Raw genomic sequence first — 21,292 nt, 5'->3', positions numbered from 1 at the left:
GTCATTGTGATCCCATATAATAACCCTTTTGCTGAACGAAGAGATTTTCGCGGCAGAAGGGTTTTCTGTTAAAAGGGAGAATTAATCTTCCCCCGATACAATAGTTCAAACTTCGTATATAATTAACAATGACATATGATGCTGTATGACTACATAACTATCGCGAGGTGCACTAGACTTATGCCAACCATCTACGACTTTACCGTAACCAGAACCAGTGGAGAGCGTTTCCCGCTCTATCAATATGAAGGAAAACCTGTGCTCATCGTAAACACGGCAAGTAAATGTAAATATACGCACCAGTTCGATGACATGCAGAAGCTGTATGACCAGTACAAGGATCAAGGACTTCAGATTATTGGTTTCCCGTGTAACCAGTTTGCAGAGCAAGAGCCTGGAAGCAGTTCGGAAGCGGAATCGTTTTGCCAGATTAACTATGGTGTTAAATTTCCGATGTTCTCCAAACTGGATGTGAATGGAGAAGCGGCGCACCCGCTCTACGACTTTTTGAAAAGATCAGGGCCTTTTGCCGGCTTTGATGAAACAGATATACAGGCCAAATTATTGAAATTAATGGTGGCTGAGAAGGCACCAGAATGGTTACACGGCGATGCAATCAAATGGAATTTCACGAAATTCCTGATTGATGCAGAGGGTCGTGTGGTCAGACGCTTCGAACCGATCGACTCCATCGACGAGATTCAAGAGAGTATTAAACAGCTTCTATAATTTCACTTTCATATATCCTACAGGGGCATGACACAAATCGTTTCCCTCTTCCGAACAGGAGGTGCATGAATGTGCCGAGCATGATGCAATTTAGTGCTTCACTGGAGTATAGTTACCGATCCACCAGCATATTTAACCCAGGCAAGTCAGATGGATTCCACTCACATCCACATTATGAGATTTATTATTTTCATGATGGAGAAAGTACCTACATCATAGGAGACCGGGTATATAACCTGGAGCCGGGTGATCTGGTGTTAATGCATGGCTTGACTCTTCATCGACCACATCCGAAGCCAGGCAGTGCTTATGAGCGAAGCACACTGCATTTTGATCCGTCTGCAATCCGCAGCAGCCTGCATCCGGACCGTATGGCTGAGGTCCTGAGACCATTTGAAGAACTCAGAAATTGCCGGGTCAATCTGAAGGGAGATAACCGCTCTGAATTCGAAGCTCTATTGCATGATCTTCATCGTCTGTCTCAAAGTCAGAGCAATTTCAGGCAAGAGCGAATGAATGTCAGACTGTGTGATCTGTTGTATTTTGTAGCAGAGATCTGCCAGGGTGATGTCCAGGAACAACTTCCCTCATCGGAGAGGGAGCGACATGTCCAACACATTATTCGTTATGTGGATACCCATTATATGAAGGACATTGGTCTGGATGATCTGGCACTGGAGTTACATCTGTCCAAGCCATATCTGGCAGGCATGTTTAAGGAAATGACAGGTTTGACGATATTCAAATACCTGTATGACCGTCGTATCAATCAGGCGAAGCTTTTGTTTCAGTTTCAGCCTGAGATCACCGTGACAGAAGCAAGTCGATTGTCCGGTTTCAAGCGCCTTTCGCATTTTAGTCGCATGTTCAAACAAAGTGTGGGATGTTCGCCTGATCTGTACCGTACCCAATTGCATCGCCAATCATAGAAGTCGTCTTTGAGCTGACCAGCTTGTATGGTTGGCTTTTTTTGTTGATTTTCGTTTGAGGAATGCATCCCACTGTGTTTAGAGGACACGCAGAACAGGTAAAGAAAGGTAATGAACCCAGAGGAGGCGAATATGAATGAAACAGCGCACACCGGATCAGAATAACAACGATACCCAACAGGAACAATCCCATGACAATCCTGAACAATATAAGACAGAGCACGAAAGTCTGCTTGACCGACATGAAGAAGAACAGACTGTAGATCCAATTCCGATGGAAGATCTGAATATGGAAGCTCAGGAAGAGAAGAATAAAGATCAGACAAAAAGTAACTCGTCTACGGAAGAGAAATACCGGGCGGATTATCGCAAAAAGACGGGCGAAGGATAATTCCAATTGCTGTGTTGGGCAAACTTGTTGAAATATTTTCAGTGAATGTATATTTAGTGAAAATAAATTAGTTTGTTGACTAATGTATGTTACTATATTATAGTTACTGTGTTGGCAATTGAAAAAAAAATTTGGGAGGCGAATAAGAATGACAACTTTTTTTGATGCGTTGAAAAACAGAAGATCTTATTATGGAATCAGCAAGGAATCTACAATTTCGGATGCTAAAATCCAGGAAATCGTAGAAGAAGCGGTGAAATATACACCAACTTCCTTTAACTCACAAACATCCCGTGCCGTTGTATTGCTCGGTGAACAACATGATAAATTGTGGAATCACACAGAAGACATTTTGCGTGAAGTCGTAGGCAATGAAGAAGCCTTCAAATCCACAGCAGAAAAAATGACTGGATTCCGCAGCGGATATGGTACGGTTCTCTTCTTCGAAGATAACAATGCGATCGCACAGCTTCAACAAAATTTTGCAGCTTATGCAGATAACTTCCCAATCTGGGCTAACCAATCCAACGGTATGTTGCAACTGGTAATCTGGACTGCTCTGGAACAAGAAGGTCTGGGTGCATCTTTGCAGCACTACAATCCGTTGATTGACGAGAAAGTGAAGCAAGAATGGAACATCCCTGAGAACTGGAGATTGATCGCTCAGATGCCATTTGGTAAACCAACGGCAGCACCGGGTGAGAAAGAATTCCAACCCATTGAAGAGCGCGTAAAAGTACACAAGTAAGCTTCGCATTTCCCAACATTTAACCACATACGGCCTCGCTTCAATTTGATACGATGATAGTTGATCGTAATCCAATGAAGCGAGGCTTTTTGATGTGAATAATAGATTAAAAGACATAACGAACCAACGGATATGGAAAATGGCTTTATGCGGTTTATTAACACTTGGATCGGTGGCTGGATACGGCTCTACCGTTCAGGCTGCAACCGTGCAGCAACAGTTTCAGGATACGCGTACCAGTTATGCCAAGGATGCCATTACACATCTGGTGGACAAAGGCATTGCTGCAGGTACGTCAGAGACTACGTTTGAACCGAAGAAAGCCGTTACTCGTGCAGAATTTGCGACGTTTGCGGTGAGATTGCTAGGTTTGAAGCCCGTTAAAAATAATATAAATCCCTATCAGGATATAAGCATGAATGCTTGGTATTACGGCAACGTTGCTGCCATGACGAATCTTTTTATTTTGGAGGGAAAGGGTCAGGGAACGTTCCAGCCTAATGCTTCCATTACGCGCGAAGAAGCGGCTGCCCTCCTTGTGCGAATGTTAAAACAACAACCCGTAGAGACCTCGCTCTTATCTTCAACGTATTTCGACGCAGCGGATATCTCGGACTGGGCACGTCCTTATGTTCAGACGGTATATCAACTTGGACTAATGCGGGGAAGCGGAGGCGTGTTCCGACCACATGACCAGGTAACGCGAGAAGAAGCAGCCGTAATGCTCGATGCCATTTTACAAAAGAAAACATGGTCTGAGCAGTTACAACGTGGGGATGAACTTGGTGTTCAGTTGGGCTGGCAATATAACTCCACTACAACTGAATTCAAGAAACAAGTGGAACAGTCTGAGGTCAATACACTTGTCCCACGCTGGTTTTTCCTGAACAGCAGTATGAAAGTAACAGATCACGCGGACCCGGCATTGATCTCCTGGGCATCCGCCACCGACAGGCAGCTATGGCCATTGCTCGGTAATCGTTCCGATTCGGCAATTACACATCAGATGTTATCCAGTTCGGCCAACCGAGCGACAGTGATTTCACAGGTAGCCGCTTATGTCAAAACCTATAAATTGGACGGCATTAATGTGGACTTCGAGAATGTTGATCCTGCGGATCGTGAAGGGCTGACGGCATTTGTGACCTCTTTGACGGCTACGTTGCACGCACTCGGTGCTGTGGTGTCCGTGGACGTTTCGCCCGACCTTGGTACTGATTGGACGGATGCATTTGATTATGCCAAACTGGGCGCTGTATCGGATTATATGGTGCTGATGGGATACGAGGAACACTGGAACGGTGATCCGAAAGCAGGATCAGTGGCGTCTCTTCCATGGGTAGAAAAGGCTTTGGATACCATGCTCTCCGAGGTGGTACGTGCCAAAACAATTTTGGCCCTTCCGTTATATACACGAGACTGGTCTTCCGTGAATCCGGCAACCAGTTCTTGGGACATTACACTGGCAGACCAGGGAATGCGTGCGCATGCTACGGGATCTGTAAGACGATGGGATGCAAGTCTGGTTCAATATATTATCGGGTACAACAGTAATGGTAAGCCAAGATATATATGGGCAGAGGACAGTCGTTCGTTATCAGCCAAAGTGTTAATGAGTGAGCAACGGCAAATTGCTGGACTGGCTTACTGGTATATGGGCGGCGAAACAGCGGATGTATGGAACGCCATCTCGAATGCATCGCGATTTGAATCTTATAACTTCTAAGTAATCATAAATCTTATAGGCCCAAACTCACCGTGATTCCTACGGATGGTTTGGGCCTGTTTATTTTGGTATAAGATAAGGAATATGAGGAATCGTTTAAGCTTGGCTGAACGGTTTAATGTATATAAGGACAAAATATATATATATTGAGCTAAACATTTACACAAAACGGAGAGGGCAGAATGAATCTGAAGAAGCGAAGTGTTCGCCTAAAAGCTTTCTGAAAGAAAGCTGCATCGAAAGCATACGCTTATCCCCGGATTTACCCTTTGTAAAAGGTATTAAAAAAATCTGGGGATAACAGCGATCGGAAGGTTGTTCTGTCATCGGAGTGATTAGTGTAAATATTCTTTAGTTCAATGTGTATAGTTCAGGAGGAGAAGGAGCATGCGAGAGGTTGATTGCATAATAGTAGGTGGAGGGCTCGCAGGGCTTCAGGCAGCCATTCAGCTTGGACGTTATTCAGCTCATCAGGTGTTGGTAATCGACGCGGGAGAAGGCAGATCGACGTTGTGCCGGACTTATCATAATATCCTCGGTTTCCCCGATGGGGTATCCGGTGAAGAGCTTAGAGAACGAGGCAGGATGCAGGCAGAGCAGACCGGTGTATCTTTTGAGAAAGACCGTATCATTAAAGCGGCACGTAAGGGAGAACATATTCAATTATTCGGTACTTCCGGATCTGAATATAGGAGCAAAACCGTGTTATTGGCAACGGGGCTCACGGATAGAGTTCCGGACATTCCGGGTCTAACCCCTACGCTGGGCCGAACAGTGTATGTCTGCCCTGATTGCGATGGTTATGAGATTCAGAATCAACGTACGGTACTATTGGGATCTGGCGAACCAGGTGCCAATATGGCGATGATTTTAATTCAGCGTACGAATGATCTGTTATATATCAATCATGAGCAGGCTCCCATATCTGCAGAGCTGCATCGGAGCATGAAAGAGGCGGGAGTTCGTTATCTGGAAGCGGCTGTTCAGGAAGTACAACAGATTGAGGATGGCCATATCACCGGTGTTCTGACCGAAGATGGACAGATTTTTGAGTCGGAGCGTGGATTTATCGCATTTGGAGGCAACCGGGTACACTATGAACTGGCGGAGCAGCTTGGAGCTGTAATCGCAGATAATAAACATGTGGAAGCCGATCCGCGCAGCTTGCAGGCAGCGACTAATGTGTGGATTGCCGGGGATCTGGGCCTGCACGCAGAACAAGCAACCGTTGCGATGGGTGAAGGTTCCATTGCCGCGATCTGGATTCATAAGGCGTTACAGCAGATGACCAAGGATTCACGATGAATTTCACCTCCAGATATGAGGTTGATTATTCAATTGTTCATTACCAAAAAGTCCTCCCAAGCCATGCATGTGGCAGGAGGACTTTTTGAGCTATCTTTTGCTAGGGAGAAAAGGATTACGCTTGTTTATCTGATGAATCCGTTGACTTGGAGGAAGACTTCTCGTCCTTCGAGTCATGGGAGAAATCTTTGCGAATGTTGTCCACGATATCACCAACCACGCCTTCGATCATATCGGTTGGTCCGGGATTATTTTTGTCTGGATGGATAACGGTATTCACTCCTGGTTCAAGTTCATCGTTTGTCTTCTCATGTTTGGTTTTATCACGCATGGGGAATCCCTCCTGGTTCGATATTGTATAAGGTGTTCATTAACATATCCAAACACCGATACGTATATGTAAACGATTAACCGCTGTAGTTCTTTTGAAACGTGTACTTGCTCATATCTAGAAGATATATACAGAATTGAACGTACTGATTAAACTTCAGCAATACGTTTATATTATAGATAACCAATGAGTATTAAGTTTAAAGCTTGAAACCAATAAACAACTATTATGCAGGAGGTTATTCAGATGAATGAAGAAAATCATGTAATCCATAAAGATGGCCAAGTTTCAACTGACAAGGTGGACAATGCAATTGAGAAGATTGCGCCGGAAGAAAGAGAACAGATCCTACAGAACTTTGATGCATTCAAAGAATACTTGGGTAAACGAATTGCGATGGGTGAGTCGATCGGATTAAGCGAAGAGCAGATGGCCAAAATTGCTGAGAAAGTAGCAGATTATCTGGCAGCTCGGGAGGAACCCCGTAATCGTGAAGAAAAACTGCTTCAGGAGCTGTGGAATGTTGGCAAGGAAGATGAACGCCATATGTTGGCTCATATGCTCGTTCGTTTGGCACAAAGCTCCACACCCAATCATTAAGATTAGCGTCTATGCCTAAGCATAAGAAATACTTTGAGCTGGTCTTCAAACCTGCCAAATACCTGCCAAAAGCTGGAGCGTAACTCTTGAACATATCTGGATCAGGGCAGATAGAGGGAGCGCTAACGAACCTGTGACGTCTTATTCAAGGGTTTGGAAGTCCCGCAGCAATCTAAGGAATCTGACACACGTTATACTAGTACAAACAGCCGTTAATAGCGTGTTTTCAGGGAATTCTGGCAAATAACGTGTCTCATGTTCCTTACAAAATAAAAGGACCGCCAGAAGACCAAATAAGACGTCCTCGATTCCTTAGTTATCTGGACCATTCGTCAGGACTAGGTAGCTTGGACTTCAAGATGTTTGGGACACAGACATCCTTCAACGTATCACTTGCCTGAGTTTAAAAGACACACCCTAGTTAATAACCTCTGAATGGCGATGCCTTCAGGGGTTATTGCCGTTTACGGAGACTACAGACAGGAGTGATGACGCACATTGTAACTATTTTTAATCTGGCTGATACTTTTATAATCCCTGTTCGAAGTATGATAGGAAAAGAAAGAACGTTGGAATCGATAGTTCACATGAGCGTTTGAGAAGCAAGACTTCCGGTTAAGGAATAGTAACGTTCATATTAAGGAGAGATGTTACCTATGAAGAACGCGACAAAACAATGGAAACTAGGAATGATCGGTGCAGTTGTTGCTTTACTTGGCATGATTGTGCTGACTACATATTTACTTACCCCTGCGAATGCTCAAGGTAGTACGGACGCTCAACAACCTTCTGCGAAAGAAGCTCAAGTTGCAAACTCCGAGATGTTTACAGCCTATGTTGAAGGTATGCATATAGAAGACGGCAAATTGTTTATGACAGTGGACAAGATTGGCTGGTATCAGGGTGAAGAGGCCGATGCGATTTTTGCACAGCGCAATCCGGAAGCAGGTATAGACGGTGCTCCAGATGGTTACTATATTGTCAACGATAGCAAAGAGCAGGAACAAGTTGAGGTTAGTGCCAATGCTGAAGTATTGATGCAGTTGTATGATCGGGATGGTACGATGCAGGGCGCAGATATTCAGTGGAATGAACCTGTGACATTATCCAAGTTCGAATCGTTGTATGAGAATACCCGTATTCTTGATCTATCCGTATTCCCGTATCATCTGACAGTGCAGGACGGAAAAGTTACTAAAATTGTGCAACAATACATTCCATAAAATAAGATGAAATTCATCATCAAGCATTCCTCCTGTTCATTGGAACGGTGAGGGATGCTTTTTGGTTATGACAAATTCATGAAAGCGATTGTAATTAATGGTAGGTACATGTATCATTATTGGAATGGCGTTTTTACATAGTTCAGGAGGAGCCTCATGCTTAAAGACATGATTGCATTAACTAAGCCCGGACTTCTAAGGTTAAATGTGTTTGCGGTGGCGGTAGGATTCTGGGTAGCTTCAAAATGGGATATCAACTGGTTATCTCTGCTCATGGTCGTGATTGGATCAACTTTGGTTATTGCTTCAGCTTGTGTTATCAACAATTATTGGGATCGTGAATTGGACCAAAAGATGGAGCGCACCAAAAAAAGGATGGATTACATTAACCATCTGAAGCCAGGGGTTGTACTTGGCTATGGCATTATTCTTGGTGTTGTGGGACTAGCAGTACTGTATCTCCTGGTGAATCCGTTATCAGGGTGGATGGCACTGCTTGGGTGGTTCGCTTACATCGTGATTTACACGATGTGGTTGAAACGAAGTTCAACGTGGAGCACGTCGCTCGGTGGAATTGCCGGAGCGATGCCGCCTGTCATCGGTTATACGTCTGTAACCAATGAGATTGATGCAGGAGCCTGGTTGCTGTTTGCACTATTATTCTTGTGGCAACCACCACACTTCTGGTCATTGGGTATTCGTCGGGTAGAGGAGTATCGTGCTGCGGGCTTCCCGTTGTTGCCAGTGGTTAAAGGGGTGAAACGCACCAAGTTTCAGATGATTCCTTATGTTTTTCTGCTGCTTCCTGCTGTATTTCTGTTGTATTATTACGACTACGTAGGTCTGGTATTTCTGATTGTATCTTTGGTCGGTGGACTGATCTGGTTTGTGCATACACTTAGCGGACTGAAGACACAGGATGATGAGAAATGGGCAAAAGTGAACTTTCTGATCTCGGTGAACTATCTCATGATTGTATTTATTGTCATGGTAGCGAATACGGTATGGTCATAATTAAACGATGAACAGATCGTTTTCAGAGAGATTTCAGCTTAAGCTATATAAATTGAACTAAACATTTACACAAAACGGAGAGGACAGAAAGAACCTGAAGAAGCGAAAGCGTTCGCCTAAAAGCTTTCTGAAAGAAAGCTGCATCGAAAGCATACGCTTATCCCCGGATTTTCACCTTTGTTAAAATGATTCGAAAAATCCGGGGATAACAGCGATCGGAAGGTGGTTCTGTCATCGAAGTGTCCAGTGGAAATATGCTTTAGTCCATTTTTTATAACAGGCTGCATCCAATGAAAAAGCACACGATGGAATAGCGTTTGGACAACCTCTGGTTGTTACAACATATTCTCTAGGGTGCTTTTTTGGTATAATAAAACAATTGAATTATATAAGTGGAAATTATAATGCAAGATGGGAAGTGACAGCATGAGTAATTTGGAACAGGCCGTGCGATGGAGACAAGAAGGTAAGGTGCAGGAAGCGATTGAACTACTGCAAGAGATTACAGTCCAGGAACCCGAGAATGCAAATGTCTGGTATCAGCTGGCTTGGGCACATGATTCGCTTGGATTGGAGCGGGAAGCTGTCCCGTATTATGAGAAGGCACTAAGTCTTGGTCTTTCTGGTGAGGACAGAGCAGGGGCGATACTCGGGTTGGGCAGCACATATCGAACGCTTGGGCAGTATGAGCAGGCGAAGGTTTGGTTTGAAAAAGGGATGAAAGAATTCCCGGCGTACCGGGAATTTGAAGTTTTTTATGCCATGGTGCTCTACAATCTGGGTGAACATGCAGAAGCGATGCAACGACTGCTCGTGCAACTTGCGGACACATCAAGTGACAAGAGAATCAATGACTATAACAGAGCCATCCGTTACTACGCAGATCAGCTCGATCGGGTGTGGGAATAGATCGAATACACAGAAAAGGGAGATGGATGAATGAACTCCAATCAAGATCTGAAACAGGTAAATGAAAGGTTGGATCAAATTGAGCAAAAATTGGATAACCTAGGAGGCAGCCATCAGAACAAACGCTCACCTGGCGTGCGCTTCCTGATTGGTTTTGGCATCACGATTGGGATTATATCTGTACTGATATTGACCCTCGGCGTTATCCAATTTGTGAGTAACGGATAGGAGAAATCGATCTTAACGACAGAGGTAGTGAGTTCTCCAAATTTACATTACCTGGCCGAGCCACTGTTGTACCTCTTCAATGAAACGCCGCGTAGCTGGCGATAGATTGCCCAAAGATGGGCAGGCCATGCCAATCGTACGATAAGGATCTCCAGAGAGTGGAACGAGCGCGAGTGCATGGGTATGATTTTGAAGAACCATTTCCGGAAGCAGGCTGATGCCGAGGCCGTTACGGACCATCGCCATGATGGCTTGATCTTCTGCGACTTCATAGACGACATTAAGCTTGGCTGCATGCTGCCGGATCAGTCGTTCAATCTCGTTATCTCCACCCCACTTGGGCAGAATAAAGGGTTGCTCCAGTAAAACATCAAACGAAACAGACTCCTCTGAGGCGAGAGGATGATCCAGAGGCAGGATGCACATCATCCTGTCTTTTTGTAATGGGATCGTCTCAAAAGGTGATGAATCGCCGAGGGATAGAAATCCGAGATCGATGGCACCTCCAGCTAGCCAGCCCTCAATCTCAGCATAATCGCCTTCCCACAGCTTAATCTCAATTCCGGGATGACGCAGGCGAAATTGTTTCAGGATGCCCGGCAACCATTGTGTGGAGACACTTGCGAAGGTACCAATACGCACCGTACCAATCTCCGCGCCGCGAATGAGGGAGATTTCCTGGTTCATCAGTTCCGTCCAGCGCAGAATCTCCCGTGTGTATCCCAGAATGCGTTCCCCTTCAGCGGTAACCCGCACACCGGAGCGGCTGCGATGGAGCAGGGAAAAACCACATTCTGTCTCCAGACTGGCGATAGCATGACTGACTGCGGATTGGGTGATATTCAATGCTTCTGCTGCTTTGGTGAGACTGCCATATTCCACAACGGTATTCAATATTTCGTATTTGACCAGTGACATGAATGGTTCCGTTCCTTTCCATTTTTGATACATGAATTTATTTCATATATATATTATAAATATTCATTTTTATAATGCAAAGAGATCGTTTATACTTGCCAAGGCGAGTTAGTTTGACGCACGATCACACAGATCAGAATACATAGAATGAAGGTTGAAGCAAGATGAATGGTGTACAGGTTAATCAAGGTCAGGCAACAAGAAGAGCGGACATACAGATGCTGCTCGCAACGGTTATATGGGGATCATCCTATCTGTTTATGAAATCGGGTCTGGAGTCCATGCAAGAATTGAATCTGGTCGCATTTCGTTTTGGAATTGCCTTTATTGCGGCAGGACTTCTTTTTCATCGGCGGTTGTTTAACATGGATCGCAGAACACTTGTGGCAGGCGCTATTATGGGGACAGCTTTATTTGCTGCATTTGTATTCATCACCTATGGTGTGCAACGAACCACGACATCCCAAGCGGGATTCCTAATAAGTTTGGCCGTTATTTTTGTACCGATCCTGACGACGATCCAGCATCGTCGTATGCCGGATAAACGATTAACGCTCAGTATCTTGGTTGCCGTTACCGGGCTTGGCTTGTTGACGCTTCAACATGAGCTTAGTCTGCACACGGGAGATATTCTGTGCATTCTAGCAGCACTTGTGTATGCCATCTATATTATGATTGCTGGCAAGTTCACACCGAAGCATGATCCACTAACATTGGGGACAGTTCAATTAGGTGTTGCAGCGATGTGGGGAATTGCAGCTACATTTATGATGGAAACGCCACGCATGCCCGATACGGCTGAATCCTGGGCAGCCATTCTTGGCTTAGGTGTTTTGTGTAGCGGCTTGGGGTATATTCTGCAGACACTCGCGCAGCGTCATGCCTCTCCTACAAGAACAAGTCTGATTTTTTCACTCGAACCACTGTTTGCAGCGGCCTTTGCATTTACCTTTCAAGGGGAATCGCTAACGTTACAAGGATATGCAGGAGCAACGCTGATGTTGGTTGGTGTTCTGATCACAGAGATCAAACTTCCACAGCCTATCTTCTGGCGCAGAAAACGCCCGGTTTTACAGTCGGAACTCGGCGATCAGGGAGCACCAGGCGTATAATTGGGGGACAAAGGGTCCTTTCGTCATCTTCTATGGAAGGTGGGGAGAGGGCCTTTTTTGGTTATGTCGTACACCTTGTGAAACAGATAAACTACTACCTAACAAAAACAAAATAACATAACCTTGTTTTGTTGATTTTTGTTTTTTATGCTACACTGAATGGAAAATTAGGAAAAACGGGTGAGTAGGATGACCAAAAGAGTAACGATGCAGCAAATTGCGGATGCTGCGGGGGTGTCCAAATTCGCAGTCTCCCGTGCGCTGACGGGCAAGCCTGGTGTGAGTGAGCATACACGCGAAATGATTGTCAGAACGGCGGGGCAGCTCGGGTATTTCAGAACTGAGCCTAAGCGTTATCCGGGGGAGACACAGATATCAGCGGAGATGAAGCCAGAAGCGGAGCGACAAGGCACCATATTGATTTTGTTTCCCAACATTCGTTCTCAGAATCGATCTTCCTTATACTGGGGGCCTGTATTTGATGGCATTTCTGAGAGGTTGAATGAGAAGGGAATGGATATTTTAACGCTGACAGAACCCTCTTCAGATCGAATGTTCTCGGTCCTTAATCCCGAAGCAATCAGCGGAGTCATAACAGTGGGCACCATCTCGACATCGGTATTGCTGGAGATTTACAGACTGCGTATTCCGCTTGTCATGGTGGATCATGAAGACCCTGCCATATACGCAGACTCGGTTTTTACGGACAATATGAAATGTATGAAAGAACTGGTTCTCATGCTTGTTGGTAAAGGGTATAGAAGGTTCCAGTTTGCCGGGCAACTGCCCGATGCAGCAAGTTTTAGAGAACGCTGGCTTGGATATCGTATGGTGCTGGAAGAGAAACAGTTGGAGGGGGAACAGCAAGACGGCTTGCTGGGACCCGAGTATGATCAGATCCGGAGATCCATTGCTGAAATGGAGCTGGAGGATATCCCTGAAGTTATCGTGTGTGCAAATGACCATACAGCTGTCATTGTCATTCAGGCACTCCAAAGTCGAGGCATTCAGGTGCCCGAACGTTGTGCCGTAACCGGATTTGACAATACGCAGACGGATGAACCCATTCTTGCTTCGGTACATATTAACAAAGAGAATCTGGGAACGAGAGCAGTAGATCAGCTATTGTGGCGGATCAAACACCTGGATGAACCATATGAACGCAAGCTGATCTATTCGGAATTAATTATTCGTGATGAATATAACGCCAGTATACAGTAATGGGATATGAACTTACGGGCTCATTCTAACAATGATCATACGGGTAAATGAAATCAGGTGAAAGACATGGGGAGGTTAGAGCTTCATGTCTTTTTGTTATGCAGAGATTGTTTAACAAATTAAATTACAAAACAGATTGACTATAAGAAGCATATCGTGTTAATTTTGTTTTGTAAGTTATTTGTTTTTATAATAACAAAACCTAACAAAATAATGTTTACCAACTCTAACAACAATGGAGGCTGTCATGAGCACAATACAATCACATGTTTTTCAGAATTGGACGTTCAAGGCTTGCGAAGATCAAGAGTGGATGTCGGCTCAGGTGCCCGGCTGTGTGCATACAGATTTGCTGAAGCTGGGCAAGATTCCAGATCCTTTTTATGGAACAAACGAGAAGGAAGTACAATGGATTGATAAGATAGATTGGGAATATCAGACGGAATTTGACGTTGCCGATGCGTTGTTCTCGCAGGAACATCTGGAACTGGTGTTTGATGGTCTGGATACATATGCTGATGTGTATGTGAATGAGGTGCATGTGTTATCAGCAGATAATATGTTCCGGGTATGGAAGGCAGATGTAAAGTCTGTATTGAAGGGAAACGGCAACATTCTCCGAATACGTTTTCGGTCACCAATTCAGGAAGATCTGCCAAAGCTGGAGAAGCTCGGATATGCATTACCTGCATCGAATGATCAGTCCGATGTTGGCGGACTTGGCGACAAGAGAGTAAGTATTTTTGCACGTAAAGCCCCGTATCACTATGGTTGGGACTGGGGGCCGCGTTTTGTAACCAGTGGGATCTGGCGTGAAGCACGTCTTGAAGGTTGGACACAGGTACGAATCAATGATGTGTATATCCAGCAAAATGAAGTAAGCGCTACCTCAGCTTCATTAACTGCTGTTGTGGAAGTCGAGACATCACAAGCGGTAGATACGATTATTCGTATCGGCGCAGATGGACAGAGATGGGAAAGATCCGTATCGCTACAACCCGGAACTCAGACTGTGGAGATTCCAATCTCTATTGATGAACCGAAACTGTGGTGGAGCCGTGGACTTGGTGATCCGCATATGTACACCTTCCTTACCGAAGTGCTTCAAGGTGAGCGAGCTGTGGCTGAATCTACAGTGAAGACTGGGCTTCGTTCCATTCGGCTGGTACGTGACAAAGATGAAGCGGGAGCATCCTTTTATTTTGAATTAAACGGGGTTGCGGTCTTTGCCAAAGGGGCCAATCACATTCCAAATGATAGCTTCATCACTGAAATTACTCATGAACGTTATCGTCATGAGATCGTATCCGCAGCCCAGTCTAATATGAATATGCTACGCGTGTGGGGTGGCGGAATCTATGAGCAGGATGTGTTCTACGAACTGTGTGATGAATACGGAATCCTGGTATGGCAAGACTTCATGTTTGCATGCAGCATGTATCCAGGAGATGAAGCGTTCCTGAACAGTGTAAGACATGAAGCCATTGATAATGTGAAACGTCTGCGCAACCATCCAAGTATTGCACTCTGGTGTGGGAACAACGAGATTGATTCGGCTTGGGCTCACTATGTTGAGAATGGTGGCTGGGGTTGGAAAAAGGAATTTACTGCCGAGCAGCGTGAAAGCATCTGGGCCGATTACGAAGCCATCTTCCATGATCTGCTGCCAGAAGTCGTTGAAGCGTATGCGCCAGGTGTGGATTACTGGCCTTCCTCACCACTGGTATCCCTAACAGGGGATGAGACGCAACATGCGCACCCATCCACAGCGGAAGGGGATATCCACTACTGGGGCGTGTGGCACAATGTAGAACCGTTCGAGAACTACAACGTGCATGTGGGTCGTTTCATGAGTGAATACGGATTCCAGTCTTTCCCGGAGTACAAGTCAGTACGCACTTACGCGGAAGAAGAAGATCTGGCTCTGGAGTCGGAAGTCATGTTGGCTCATCAAAAGAATGGGGCAGGCAATCGTCTGATCAAACAGTACATGGATATGTACATGCATGAATCGAAGGACTTCCCATCGTTCCTGTATATGAGTCAGGTGCTTCAGGCGGAAGCAATGAAGACAGCCATTGAAGCGCACCGTCGCCGCAAACCATTTTGCATGGGCACACTTTACTGGCAAATGAATGATTGCTGGCCAGTGGCTTCATGGGCAGGTATGGACTACCTTGGTCGTTGGAAAGCATTGCAATATTATGCGAAACGCAGCTTCAGCGATGTGTTGGTATCGGTAGATGGAACAAAAGAAGATACAACAGATATATATATCATCTCGGATCAATTACAACCTGTAAAAGGGCAGTTACAGATTCGTTTGCTCGGGTTCGATGGAACGGTGCATCGTGATGAAACACATGACGTGACCTTGGAACCTAATACAGGTGATCGAGTGCTGTCATTACGTAACGCGGAATGGCTTGAAGGTCATGATACAGCTAACACGCTGCTGCGTCTGGATCTGAAACAGGAAGGTGCGGCGAATGTCGTACAGGAACACTATTTTGTACCGTCCAAAGACCTTGCTCTGCAGCCTGCAAACATCAATGTAAGCGGGGGAGCGGATGAGAACGGCGTTCATCTGGTACTGGAAAGTGACGTGCTTGCTAAACAGGTATGGTTATCTTCGGATGTGGAGGGTGTCTTCTCAGATAACTTCTTCGACTTGATTCCTGGAATTCCGGTGAAGGTGCAGTTCACTTCCAGAGAGGGATTGCAGTCTAATGATGTGATATCAAATCCGGGACCGATCGAGGTTCGATCCATGATTGATTTTATTCGTTTGACCTAGAAGAAACGGTTGGAGTCTCTCTTAAGAGAGATTTCAACCGTTTTTTTATTGAAACCGGACCCCATTTATATATCGTAATGGTTTCGTAATACTTCGCTTAGAGAATCGTAAGCTGTCTTGCTTATTGTAATCCATGTAAGTAATAAACGAATGGAGAGTGATAAGAATGATGAAAACAAATAAGAGCAAAAAAGCGATGGTAGCAGCGGTATTGATGATGTCTATGGCCTTTTCTGGATTGGCAAGTGCTGCAGATATGAAAACGATTAAAAAGGATGGCATGGAGCTTGTTCAATTGAGACAGGCAGCGAAAATGTATGATTACAGCATTATGTGGGACAGCAAGGATAGATCTGTAACTTTGATGTATATGGGCAAAATGGACGACAAGATGATGAAAGACGACAACATGATGGAAGACGACATGAAGATGAAAAACGACAAAATGATGAAAGATGGCAAAATGATGGAAGAAACAATGATGCCTGCGGGGAAAACGATTAAATTGTGGATAGGATCGAAAAAAATCATGGTAGACGGTATGCAAGTTAACTTGAAATCGATGCCTGTCATCCATGAAGGGAATTCGTATGCGGCTGAGTCTGTAATTAAACAATACATGATGCCAGTCAAGGGAATGAAGTGATTTAAGGGCTAAGCATCGCCATCACCATATGATATGATTGGCTCAAATGTAATTTCTGGAATATGGGGTGGGTTCGTTTGAATGAATGTGTACTGGTTGCCGATGATGATACAAATATTACGGACGTTTGTCGCAGGTATCTGGAACGGGAAGGTTATCTTGTCGTGACGGCCAAGGACGGTTTGGAGGCTATAGAGCTGTGGCACAGCCAAACGCCAAGCTTGATTGTGCTCGACCTGATGATGCCACATAAGAATGGCTGGGAAGTTTGCAACGAGATTCGGCAAACTGAGGATGTGCCCATTGTAATGCTGACGGCCCGGGGTGAGGAACAGGACCGTCTGATGGGGCTGACGATGGGGGCGGATGATTATCTTACCAAACCATTCAGTCCGAGAGAACTCGTCTTACGTGTAAAGGCAATCCTGCGGAGAATGCGAACTGCGCAGGCATCACCTGTAACAACATCTGAATATACGATCAATTATGAAGGGCTTACGATTGATTTTACCAAGCGTGAAGTGCACATCAGTGGGCAGGCCATTGAATTGACCGTTACAGAGTTTGAGATGTTGTATTTGCTGGCAAGTCACCCGGGTCAGGTGTTCTCCCGTAATCAGATGTTAAGCAAGATTTGGGATTTTAGCTATGAGGGAGATACAACAACGGTGACTGTACATGTTCGAAGATTACGAGAGAAGATCGAACAGAATCCTTCTGATCCAAAATATATTAAAACAGTTTGGGGTATAGGCTACAAGTTTGCGGGTGGTAGTTCATGAAACTTCGCACATACTTGGTGTTGTCCAGTCTCACAGGCATTGGCGTATTATTAATTTGTTTGTTCATCAGTTATTCCAAAATGCTGCTTACGATCGAACAATTGTATTGGTTATCGGCTATAACGGCAGGGGTAGGCTTACTTTCGTTTATTCTTCAATATTTGCTGACTAAACCATTAGAGAAATCAATTGCGCGAATTACACAGCAGACAATACGAATTGCCGAAGGGGATTTCCATACGGAAGTCCCTCTCATCGGTACGCAGGAATTTAAGCTCCTGGCACAGCAATTTAATGAAATGAGTTCCAAGCTGAAGGAAAGCTTTGATCATCTGCATCACTCAGAAACCGCCAGACGAGAGTTGATCGCCAATGTTTCCCATGATTTACGGACTCCCTTGGCATCCATTCAGTCATTCGTCGAAGCGTTGGAGGATGATGTCATTAAGGATAAAGAAACCTTTCAACGTTACCTGAACACGATACGACTTGAGACGAAGCGTTTGGGAGGGCTTATTCAAGATTTGTTCGAATTATCCAGCCTGGAAGCGCAAGGGGAGGTATTTGACCCTCAGCCTTGTCACGTCGATGAGTTGCTGCTCAGTACGTTGGAGAGTTTTTCGTTTCATCTCGCCGAGAAAACGCTGGACGTTGAAATAGATTTGCCCGATAAATTACCAGCCGCGGTCATGATGCCTGCACAAATGAAGCGGGTCCTTTCCAATTTGCTGCAAAATGCCATTCAATACTCTCCTATTGAAGGAAAAATCATTCTGGCTGCCGAAGAAAAGGGGCCGTTTATACGAATTTTAGTTACGGATGAAGGGGAAGGCATTGAAGCGGAGGAAACTTCGCGTATATTTGAACGTTTTTATCGAATTGACAAATCACGTAGCAAGAGCAATGGTGGGGCCGGGCTTGGCCTTGCTATCGCTCAATCGATTGTGGAACTCCATGGTGGCGAGATCGGGGTTCAGAGTACAAAAGGAGAAGGAAGCTGCTTCTGGTTCACGCTTCCGATCTACGTCAGTCGTTAACCTTGGTTAATCAAACGCAGTATTTATTCAGGTGGTGAATGACTTGACCAGTGATTTAGTTTTCCTTTTCGGCGTTTTTGGTGCAGGATTGTTATCGTTTTTTGCGCCATGTATTCTGCCGCTGATCCCGGTATATGTGTCTTATCTATCCGGAAGCATGGTCAACGGTACGAATCAGCAGCAGCCTGACTCTAATTCGGTTCGGTTGCGGTCCACACTTGTTTTGCGGACTTTTTTATTTGTTCTTGGGCTGTCCCTGGTATTTGTTTTACTTGGTTTTGGTTCCGGCATCGTTGGTAATTTGATCTCAAGTCCTGAGTTTATTGCGATCTGCGGAGCCATCGTGGTGCTTTTTGGGATTTATCAAACCGGGTTGATCCGACTATCCTGGCTGGAACGGGAGAGAAAGCTGTCAAACGATCAAGCCAAACGAGGAGGGTATGTCGGAGCGTTCCTGTTGGGTCTGACGTTTAGTTTTGGCTGGACGCCTTGTATCGGGCCTGTGCTGGCGGCCATTCTTGGTATCGCCGCAGGAGAAGGCTCGCCACTGTATGGCGGGTTTCTCATGTTCCTGTATACCCTTGGATTAGCGATTCCTTTTCTGATTCTGTCTGTTTTTTCGGAATATGTTATGAAGCGGATACGTCGTTTATACAGGTACATGGGTGTCATCAAAATAACTTCCGGCTGTATTCTTATTGTCATGGGACTCTTGTTAATGACAGACCGGCTAAACAGCTTGGTGACCTGGTTTCAATAATCATTGGAGGAATTTGGTATGAAGATGGCACGGAAATGGATGGTATCTGTAATCGTATTTGCTGGAACCCTGTTGATCTTGAGCGCATGTGGATCACAGCAAACTGAATCAAAACAAATGGGGTCAACATCAACCCCAGCATCAACATCCGATATGAGTTCGTCAACCATGATGAACAAGGGAGAGACGGCTCCTGAATTTTCATTGCGTGATCTGAAAGGAAACACGGTTGGACTTTCTGATGTTCAAGGCAAGAAAGTGTATGTGAAATACTGGGCTTCCTGGTGTTCCATCTGTCTTGCGGGTTTGGAAGACCTAAATAATTTGGCTGGTCAAAACAATGATTTTCAAGTCATTACGATTGTGACGCCAGACTACAAAGGAGAGAAATCCTCCCAAGCGTTTACCGAATGGTTTGACCAACAGCCGTATGATAACATAACTGTTCTTTTGGATGAGAAAGGTGTATGGGCCAAGAAATTTGGCGTAAGAGCATATCCTAGTTCCTTTTATATTGGCTCTGATGGTATTTTAACGAAATCGCAGCTAGGGCATGCATCCAATGAACAGATCATGGAATCATTACAAGAGATTTTGTGAGAAGGGAGGAAGTGTCATGAAAAGGACGCTGCTGGGCCTGTGCCTCCTTGTTATAGCATTAGTTGTGTCTGCTTGTGGAAACAGGGTTGAGAGCCATTCATCTTCGATATCCACTCAACCTGTCAAGGCATCGAGTGTCTCCGAGGAAAACCTGAGTAACCTGTACTTGGCAGGAGGCTGTTTCTGGGGTGTGGAGGCATATATGGCTCGTATTCCGGGGGTTCAGGATGTGACTTCCGGTTATGCCAACGGTGAAGGAAAGAATCCAACCTATGAGGATGTTATTCGCGGGGACCAGGGGTTTGCAGAGACCGTTCATGTAAAATATGATCCGCAGCAAGTATCTTTGCAGAAACTGCTTGAATCTTATTTTCGAGTTATTGATCCTACCAGCTTGAATAAGCAGGGCAATGATCGTGGAGTTCAGTATCGGACTGGAATATATTATACGTTGCCTGAAGATGCCAAAATCATCGAGCAGGCTGTAGCGGTAGAGCAAGAAAAATATGACCAACCCATTGTAACGGAAGTGATGCCTCTGCAGAATTATTATTTGGCGGAGGAGTACCATCAGGATTATTTGGAAAAAAATCCGAATGGATATTGTCACATTGATATGACTGTCCTGGATGACCTGGAGATTGGAATTGATCCCGCTCAATATCCACGTCCAACAGATGAACAATTAAAGGAACGACTAACAAATGAACAGTATGCCGTCACGGTAAACAATGATACGGAGCATGCGTTCAGTAACGAATACTGGGATAATGAGGAGCCAGGTCTGTACGTGGATATTGCAACGGGAGAGCCGTTATTCACCAGTCGAGATAAGTATGATTCTGGTTGCGGGTGGCCGAGTTTTACAAAACCGATTGTACCTGAGGTTGTTACCTATACAACGGATACGAGCTTTGGTATGGATCGCACGGAGGTACGAAGCCGGGCAGGTGACATCCACCTCGGTCATGTGTTCGATGATGGTCCCGAAGATCGCGGGGGCAAACGTTACTGCATTAACAGTGCATCGATCCGGTTTATTCCGTTAGACAAGATGGAGGAAGAAAGATACGGGTATTTACTGTCATTTATCGAGTAGAGAAGGGCAGCTGACTTTATTAAAAGATAATAAGGCCATAATTTTAGAACGGTTGAGATCTCTCTATGAGGGATTTCGACCGTTTTTTATTTTGCGGCATCTAACAAAAACAGAGGTAGTCTTCAAAGATGGTTGCATCATTGTTATAATTGATAATCATTATCAATTATAGGTAGGTTTTTAGTCA

Annotated in this window: 22 protein-coding genes; 20 read left to right on the top strand and 2 right to left on the bottom strand. The window is 45.0% G+C overall.

Going from position 1 to position 21,292, the window contains the following annotated elements:
* Positions 1-180 precede the first annotated feature (180 nt).
* The 6 genes from ACDJ59_RS13720 to ACDJ59_RS13695 all read left to right on the top strand — a co-directional run bounded on the left by ACDJ59_RS13720 (position 181) and on the right by ACDJ59_RS13695 (position 5,828).
* Positions 181-729, top strand: coding sequence for a glutathione peroxidase (locus ACDJ59_RS13720; RefSeq protein ID WP_076216217.1), 549 nt, complete (start codon positions 181-183; stop codon positions 727-729).
* Between the two features lie 80 nt (positions 730-809).
* Positions 810-1,658, top strand: a complete 849-nt coding sequence (locus ACDJ59_RS13715) for an AraC family transcriptional regulator (RefSeq protein WP_413409809.1) — start codon at positions 810-812, stop codon at positions 1,656-1,658.
* A gap of 136 nt (positions 1,659-1,794) precedes the next feature.
* Entirely contained in the window at positions 1,795-2,049 is a 255-nt protein-coding gene (locus ACDJ59_RS13710) for a hypothetical protein (RefSeq protein ID WP_413409449.1), read from the top strand.
* 148 nt (positions 2,050-2,197) lie between these two features.
* Positions 2,198-2,797 (top strand): nitroreductase family protein, encoded by a 600-nt coding sequence (locus tag ACDJ59_RS13705; protein WP_017688964.1) that lies wholly within the window; start codon positions 2,198-2,200, stop codon positions 2,795-2,797.
* Between the two features lie 94 nt (positions 2,798-2,891).
* Positions 2,892-4,523 (top strand): S-layer homology domain-containing protein, encoded by a 1,632-nt coding sequence (locus tag ACDJ59_RS13700; RefSeq protein WP_413409448.1) that lies wholly within the window; start codon positions 2,892-2,894, stop codon positions 4,521-4,523.
* A 387-nt stretch (positions 4,524-4,910) separates the two neighbouring features.
* Positions 4,911-5,828 (top strand): NAD(P)/FAD-dependent oxidoreductase, encoded by a 918-nt coding sequence (locus tag ACDJ59_RS13695; RefSeq protein WP_413409446.1) that lies wholly within the window; start codon positions 4,911-4,913, stop codon positions 5,826-5,828.
* Positions 5,829-5,943: 115 nt separating this feature from the next.
* Here the strand turns inward: ACDJ59_RS13695 and ACDJ59_RS13690 are convergent, their stop codons facing one another.
* Entirely contained in the window at positions 5,944-6,159 is a 216-nt protein-coding gene (locus ACDJ59_RS13690) for a hypothetical protein (RefSeq protein ID WP_076216209.1), read from the bottom strand.
* 246 nt (positions 6,160-6,405) lie between these two features.
* Between ACDJ59_RS13690 and ACDJ59_RS13685 the strand changes: the two genes are divergently transcribed.
* From ACDJ59_RS13685 to ACDJ59_RS13665, 5 genes are all read left to right on the top strand, one after another.
* Complete coding sequence (locus ACDJ59_RS13685; protein WP_036609024.1) at positions 6,406-6,759, top strand: DUF3243 domain-containing protein; 354 nt, start codon at positions 6,406-6,408, stop codon at positions 6,757-6,759.
* Positions 6,760-7,415: 656 nt separating this feature from the next.
* Positions 7,416-7,982, top strand: a complete 567-nt coding sequence (locus ACDJ59_RS13680; protein WP_036609022.1) for a hypothetical protein — start codon at positions 7,416-7,418, stop codon at positions 7,980-7,982.
* 156 nt (positions 7,983-8,138) lie between these two features.
* Entirely contained in the window at positions 8,139-8,996 is an 858-nt protein-coding gene (gene cyoE / locus ACDJ59_RS13675) for a heme o synthase (RefSeq protein WP_413409444.1), read from the top strand.
* Positions 8,997-9,422: 426 nt separating this feature from the next.
* Positions 9,423-9,905, top strand: a complete 483-nt coding sequence (locus ACDJ59_RS13670; RefSeq protein WP_413409443.1) for a tetratricopeptide repeat protein — start codon at positions 9,423-9,425, stop codon at positions 9,903-9,905.
* 30 nt (positions 9,906-9,935) lie between these two features.
* Positions 9,936-10,133, top strand: a complete 198-nt coding sequence (locus ACDJ59_RS13665) for a hypothetical protein (protein ID WP_340032744.1) — start codon at positions 9,936-9,938, stop codon at positions 10,131-10,133.
* Between the two features lie 42 nt (positions 10,134-10,175).
* On the opposite strand, the gene ACDJ59_RS13660 is transcribed toward ACDJ59_RS13665, so the two are convergent.
* On the bottom strand, positions 10,176-11,051 hold the full coding sequence (locus ACDJ59_RS13660; RefSeq protein WP_413409808.1) for a LysR family transcriptional regulator: 876 nt from the start codon (positions 11,049-11,051) through the stop codon (positions 10,176-10,178).
* A gap of 164 nt (positions 11,052-11,215) precedes the next feature.
* Between ACDJ59_RS13660 and ACDJ59_RS13655 the strand changes: the two genes are divergently transcribed.
* The 9 genes from ACDJ59_RS13655 to msrB all read left to right on the top strand — a co-directional run bounded on the left by ACDJ59_RS13655 (position 11,216) and on the right by msrB (position 21,105).
* Entirely contained in the window at positions 11,216-12,163 is a 948-nt protein-coding gene (locus ACDJ59_RS13655; protein ID WP_413409442.1) for a DMT family transporter, read from the top strand.
* A gap of 189 nt (positions 12,164-12,352) precedes the next feature.
* Positions 12,353-13,384, top strand: a complete 1,032-nt coding sequence (locus ACDJ59_RS13650) for a LacI family DNA-binding transcriptional regulator (RefSeq protein ID WP_413409441.1) — start codon at positions 12,353-12,355, stop codon at positions 13,382-13,384.
* A gap of 247 nt (positions 13,385-13,631) precedes the next feature.
* On the top strand, positions 13,632-16,181 hold the full coding sequence (locus tag ACDJ59_RS13645; RefSeq protein ID WP_413409439.1) for a beta-mannosidase: 2,550 nt from the start codon (positions 13,632-13,634) through the stop codon (positions 16,179-16,181).
* Positions 16,182-16,347: 166 nt separating this feature from the next.
* Positions 16,348-16,827 (top strand): hypothetical protein, encoded by a 480-nt coding sequence (locus tag ACDJ59_RS13640; RefSeq protein ID WP_413409438.1) that lies wholly within the window; start codon positions 16,348-16,350, stop codon positions 16,825-16,827.
* 77 nt (positions 16,828-16,904) lie between these two features.
* Positions 16,905-17,609, top strand: coding sequence for a response regulator transcription factor (locus ACDJ59_RS13635; RefSeq protein WP_074094715.1), 705 nt, complete (start codon positions 16,905-16,907; stop codon positions 17,607-17,609).
* Positions 17,606-18,646, top strand: coding sequence for a sensor histidine kinase (locus ACDJ59_RS13630; protein ID WP_413409437.1), 1,041 nt, complete (start codon positions 17,606-17,608; stop codon positions 18,644-18,646). The genes ACDJ59_RS13635 and ACDJ59_RS13630 overlap by 4 nt, the downstream gene beginning before the upstream one ends.
* Positions 18,647-18,680: 34 nt before the next feature.
* On the top strand, positions 18,681-19,406 hold the full coding sequence (locus ACDJ59_RS13625) for a cytochrome c biogenesis CcdA family protein (protein WP_413409435.1): 726 nt from the start codon (positions 18,681-18,683) through the stop codon (positions 19,404-19,406).
* Positions 19,407-19,424: 18 nt separating this feature from the next.
* Positions 19,425-20,006 carry a redoxin family protein gene (locus ACDJ59_RS13620; protein ID WP_413409434.1) on the top strand — a complete coding sequence of 194 codons (582 nt, stop codon included), beginning with the start codon at positions 19,425-19,427 and terminating at the stop codon, positions 20,004-20,006.
* 16 nt (positions 20,007-20,022) lie between these two features.
* A complete protein-coding gene (gene msrB, locus ACDJ59_RS13615) occupies positions 20,023-21,105 on the top strand; it encodes a peptide-methionine (R)-S-oxide reductase MsrB (protein WP_413409433.1) in 1,083 nt (360 codons plus the stop codon).
* Positions 21,106-21,292 lie beyond the last annotated feature (187 nt).

Origin of the sequence: Paenibacillus amylolyticus (genome assembly GCF_047302515.1) — a bacterium.
Classification (GTDB): Bacteria; Bacillota; Bacilli; order Paenibacillales; family Paenibacillaceae; genus Paenibacillus; species Paenibacillus amylolyticus_G.
This window is presented reverse-complemented; position numbering and strand designations above follow the sequence as displayed.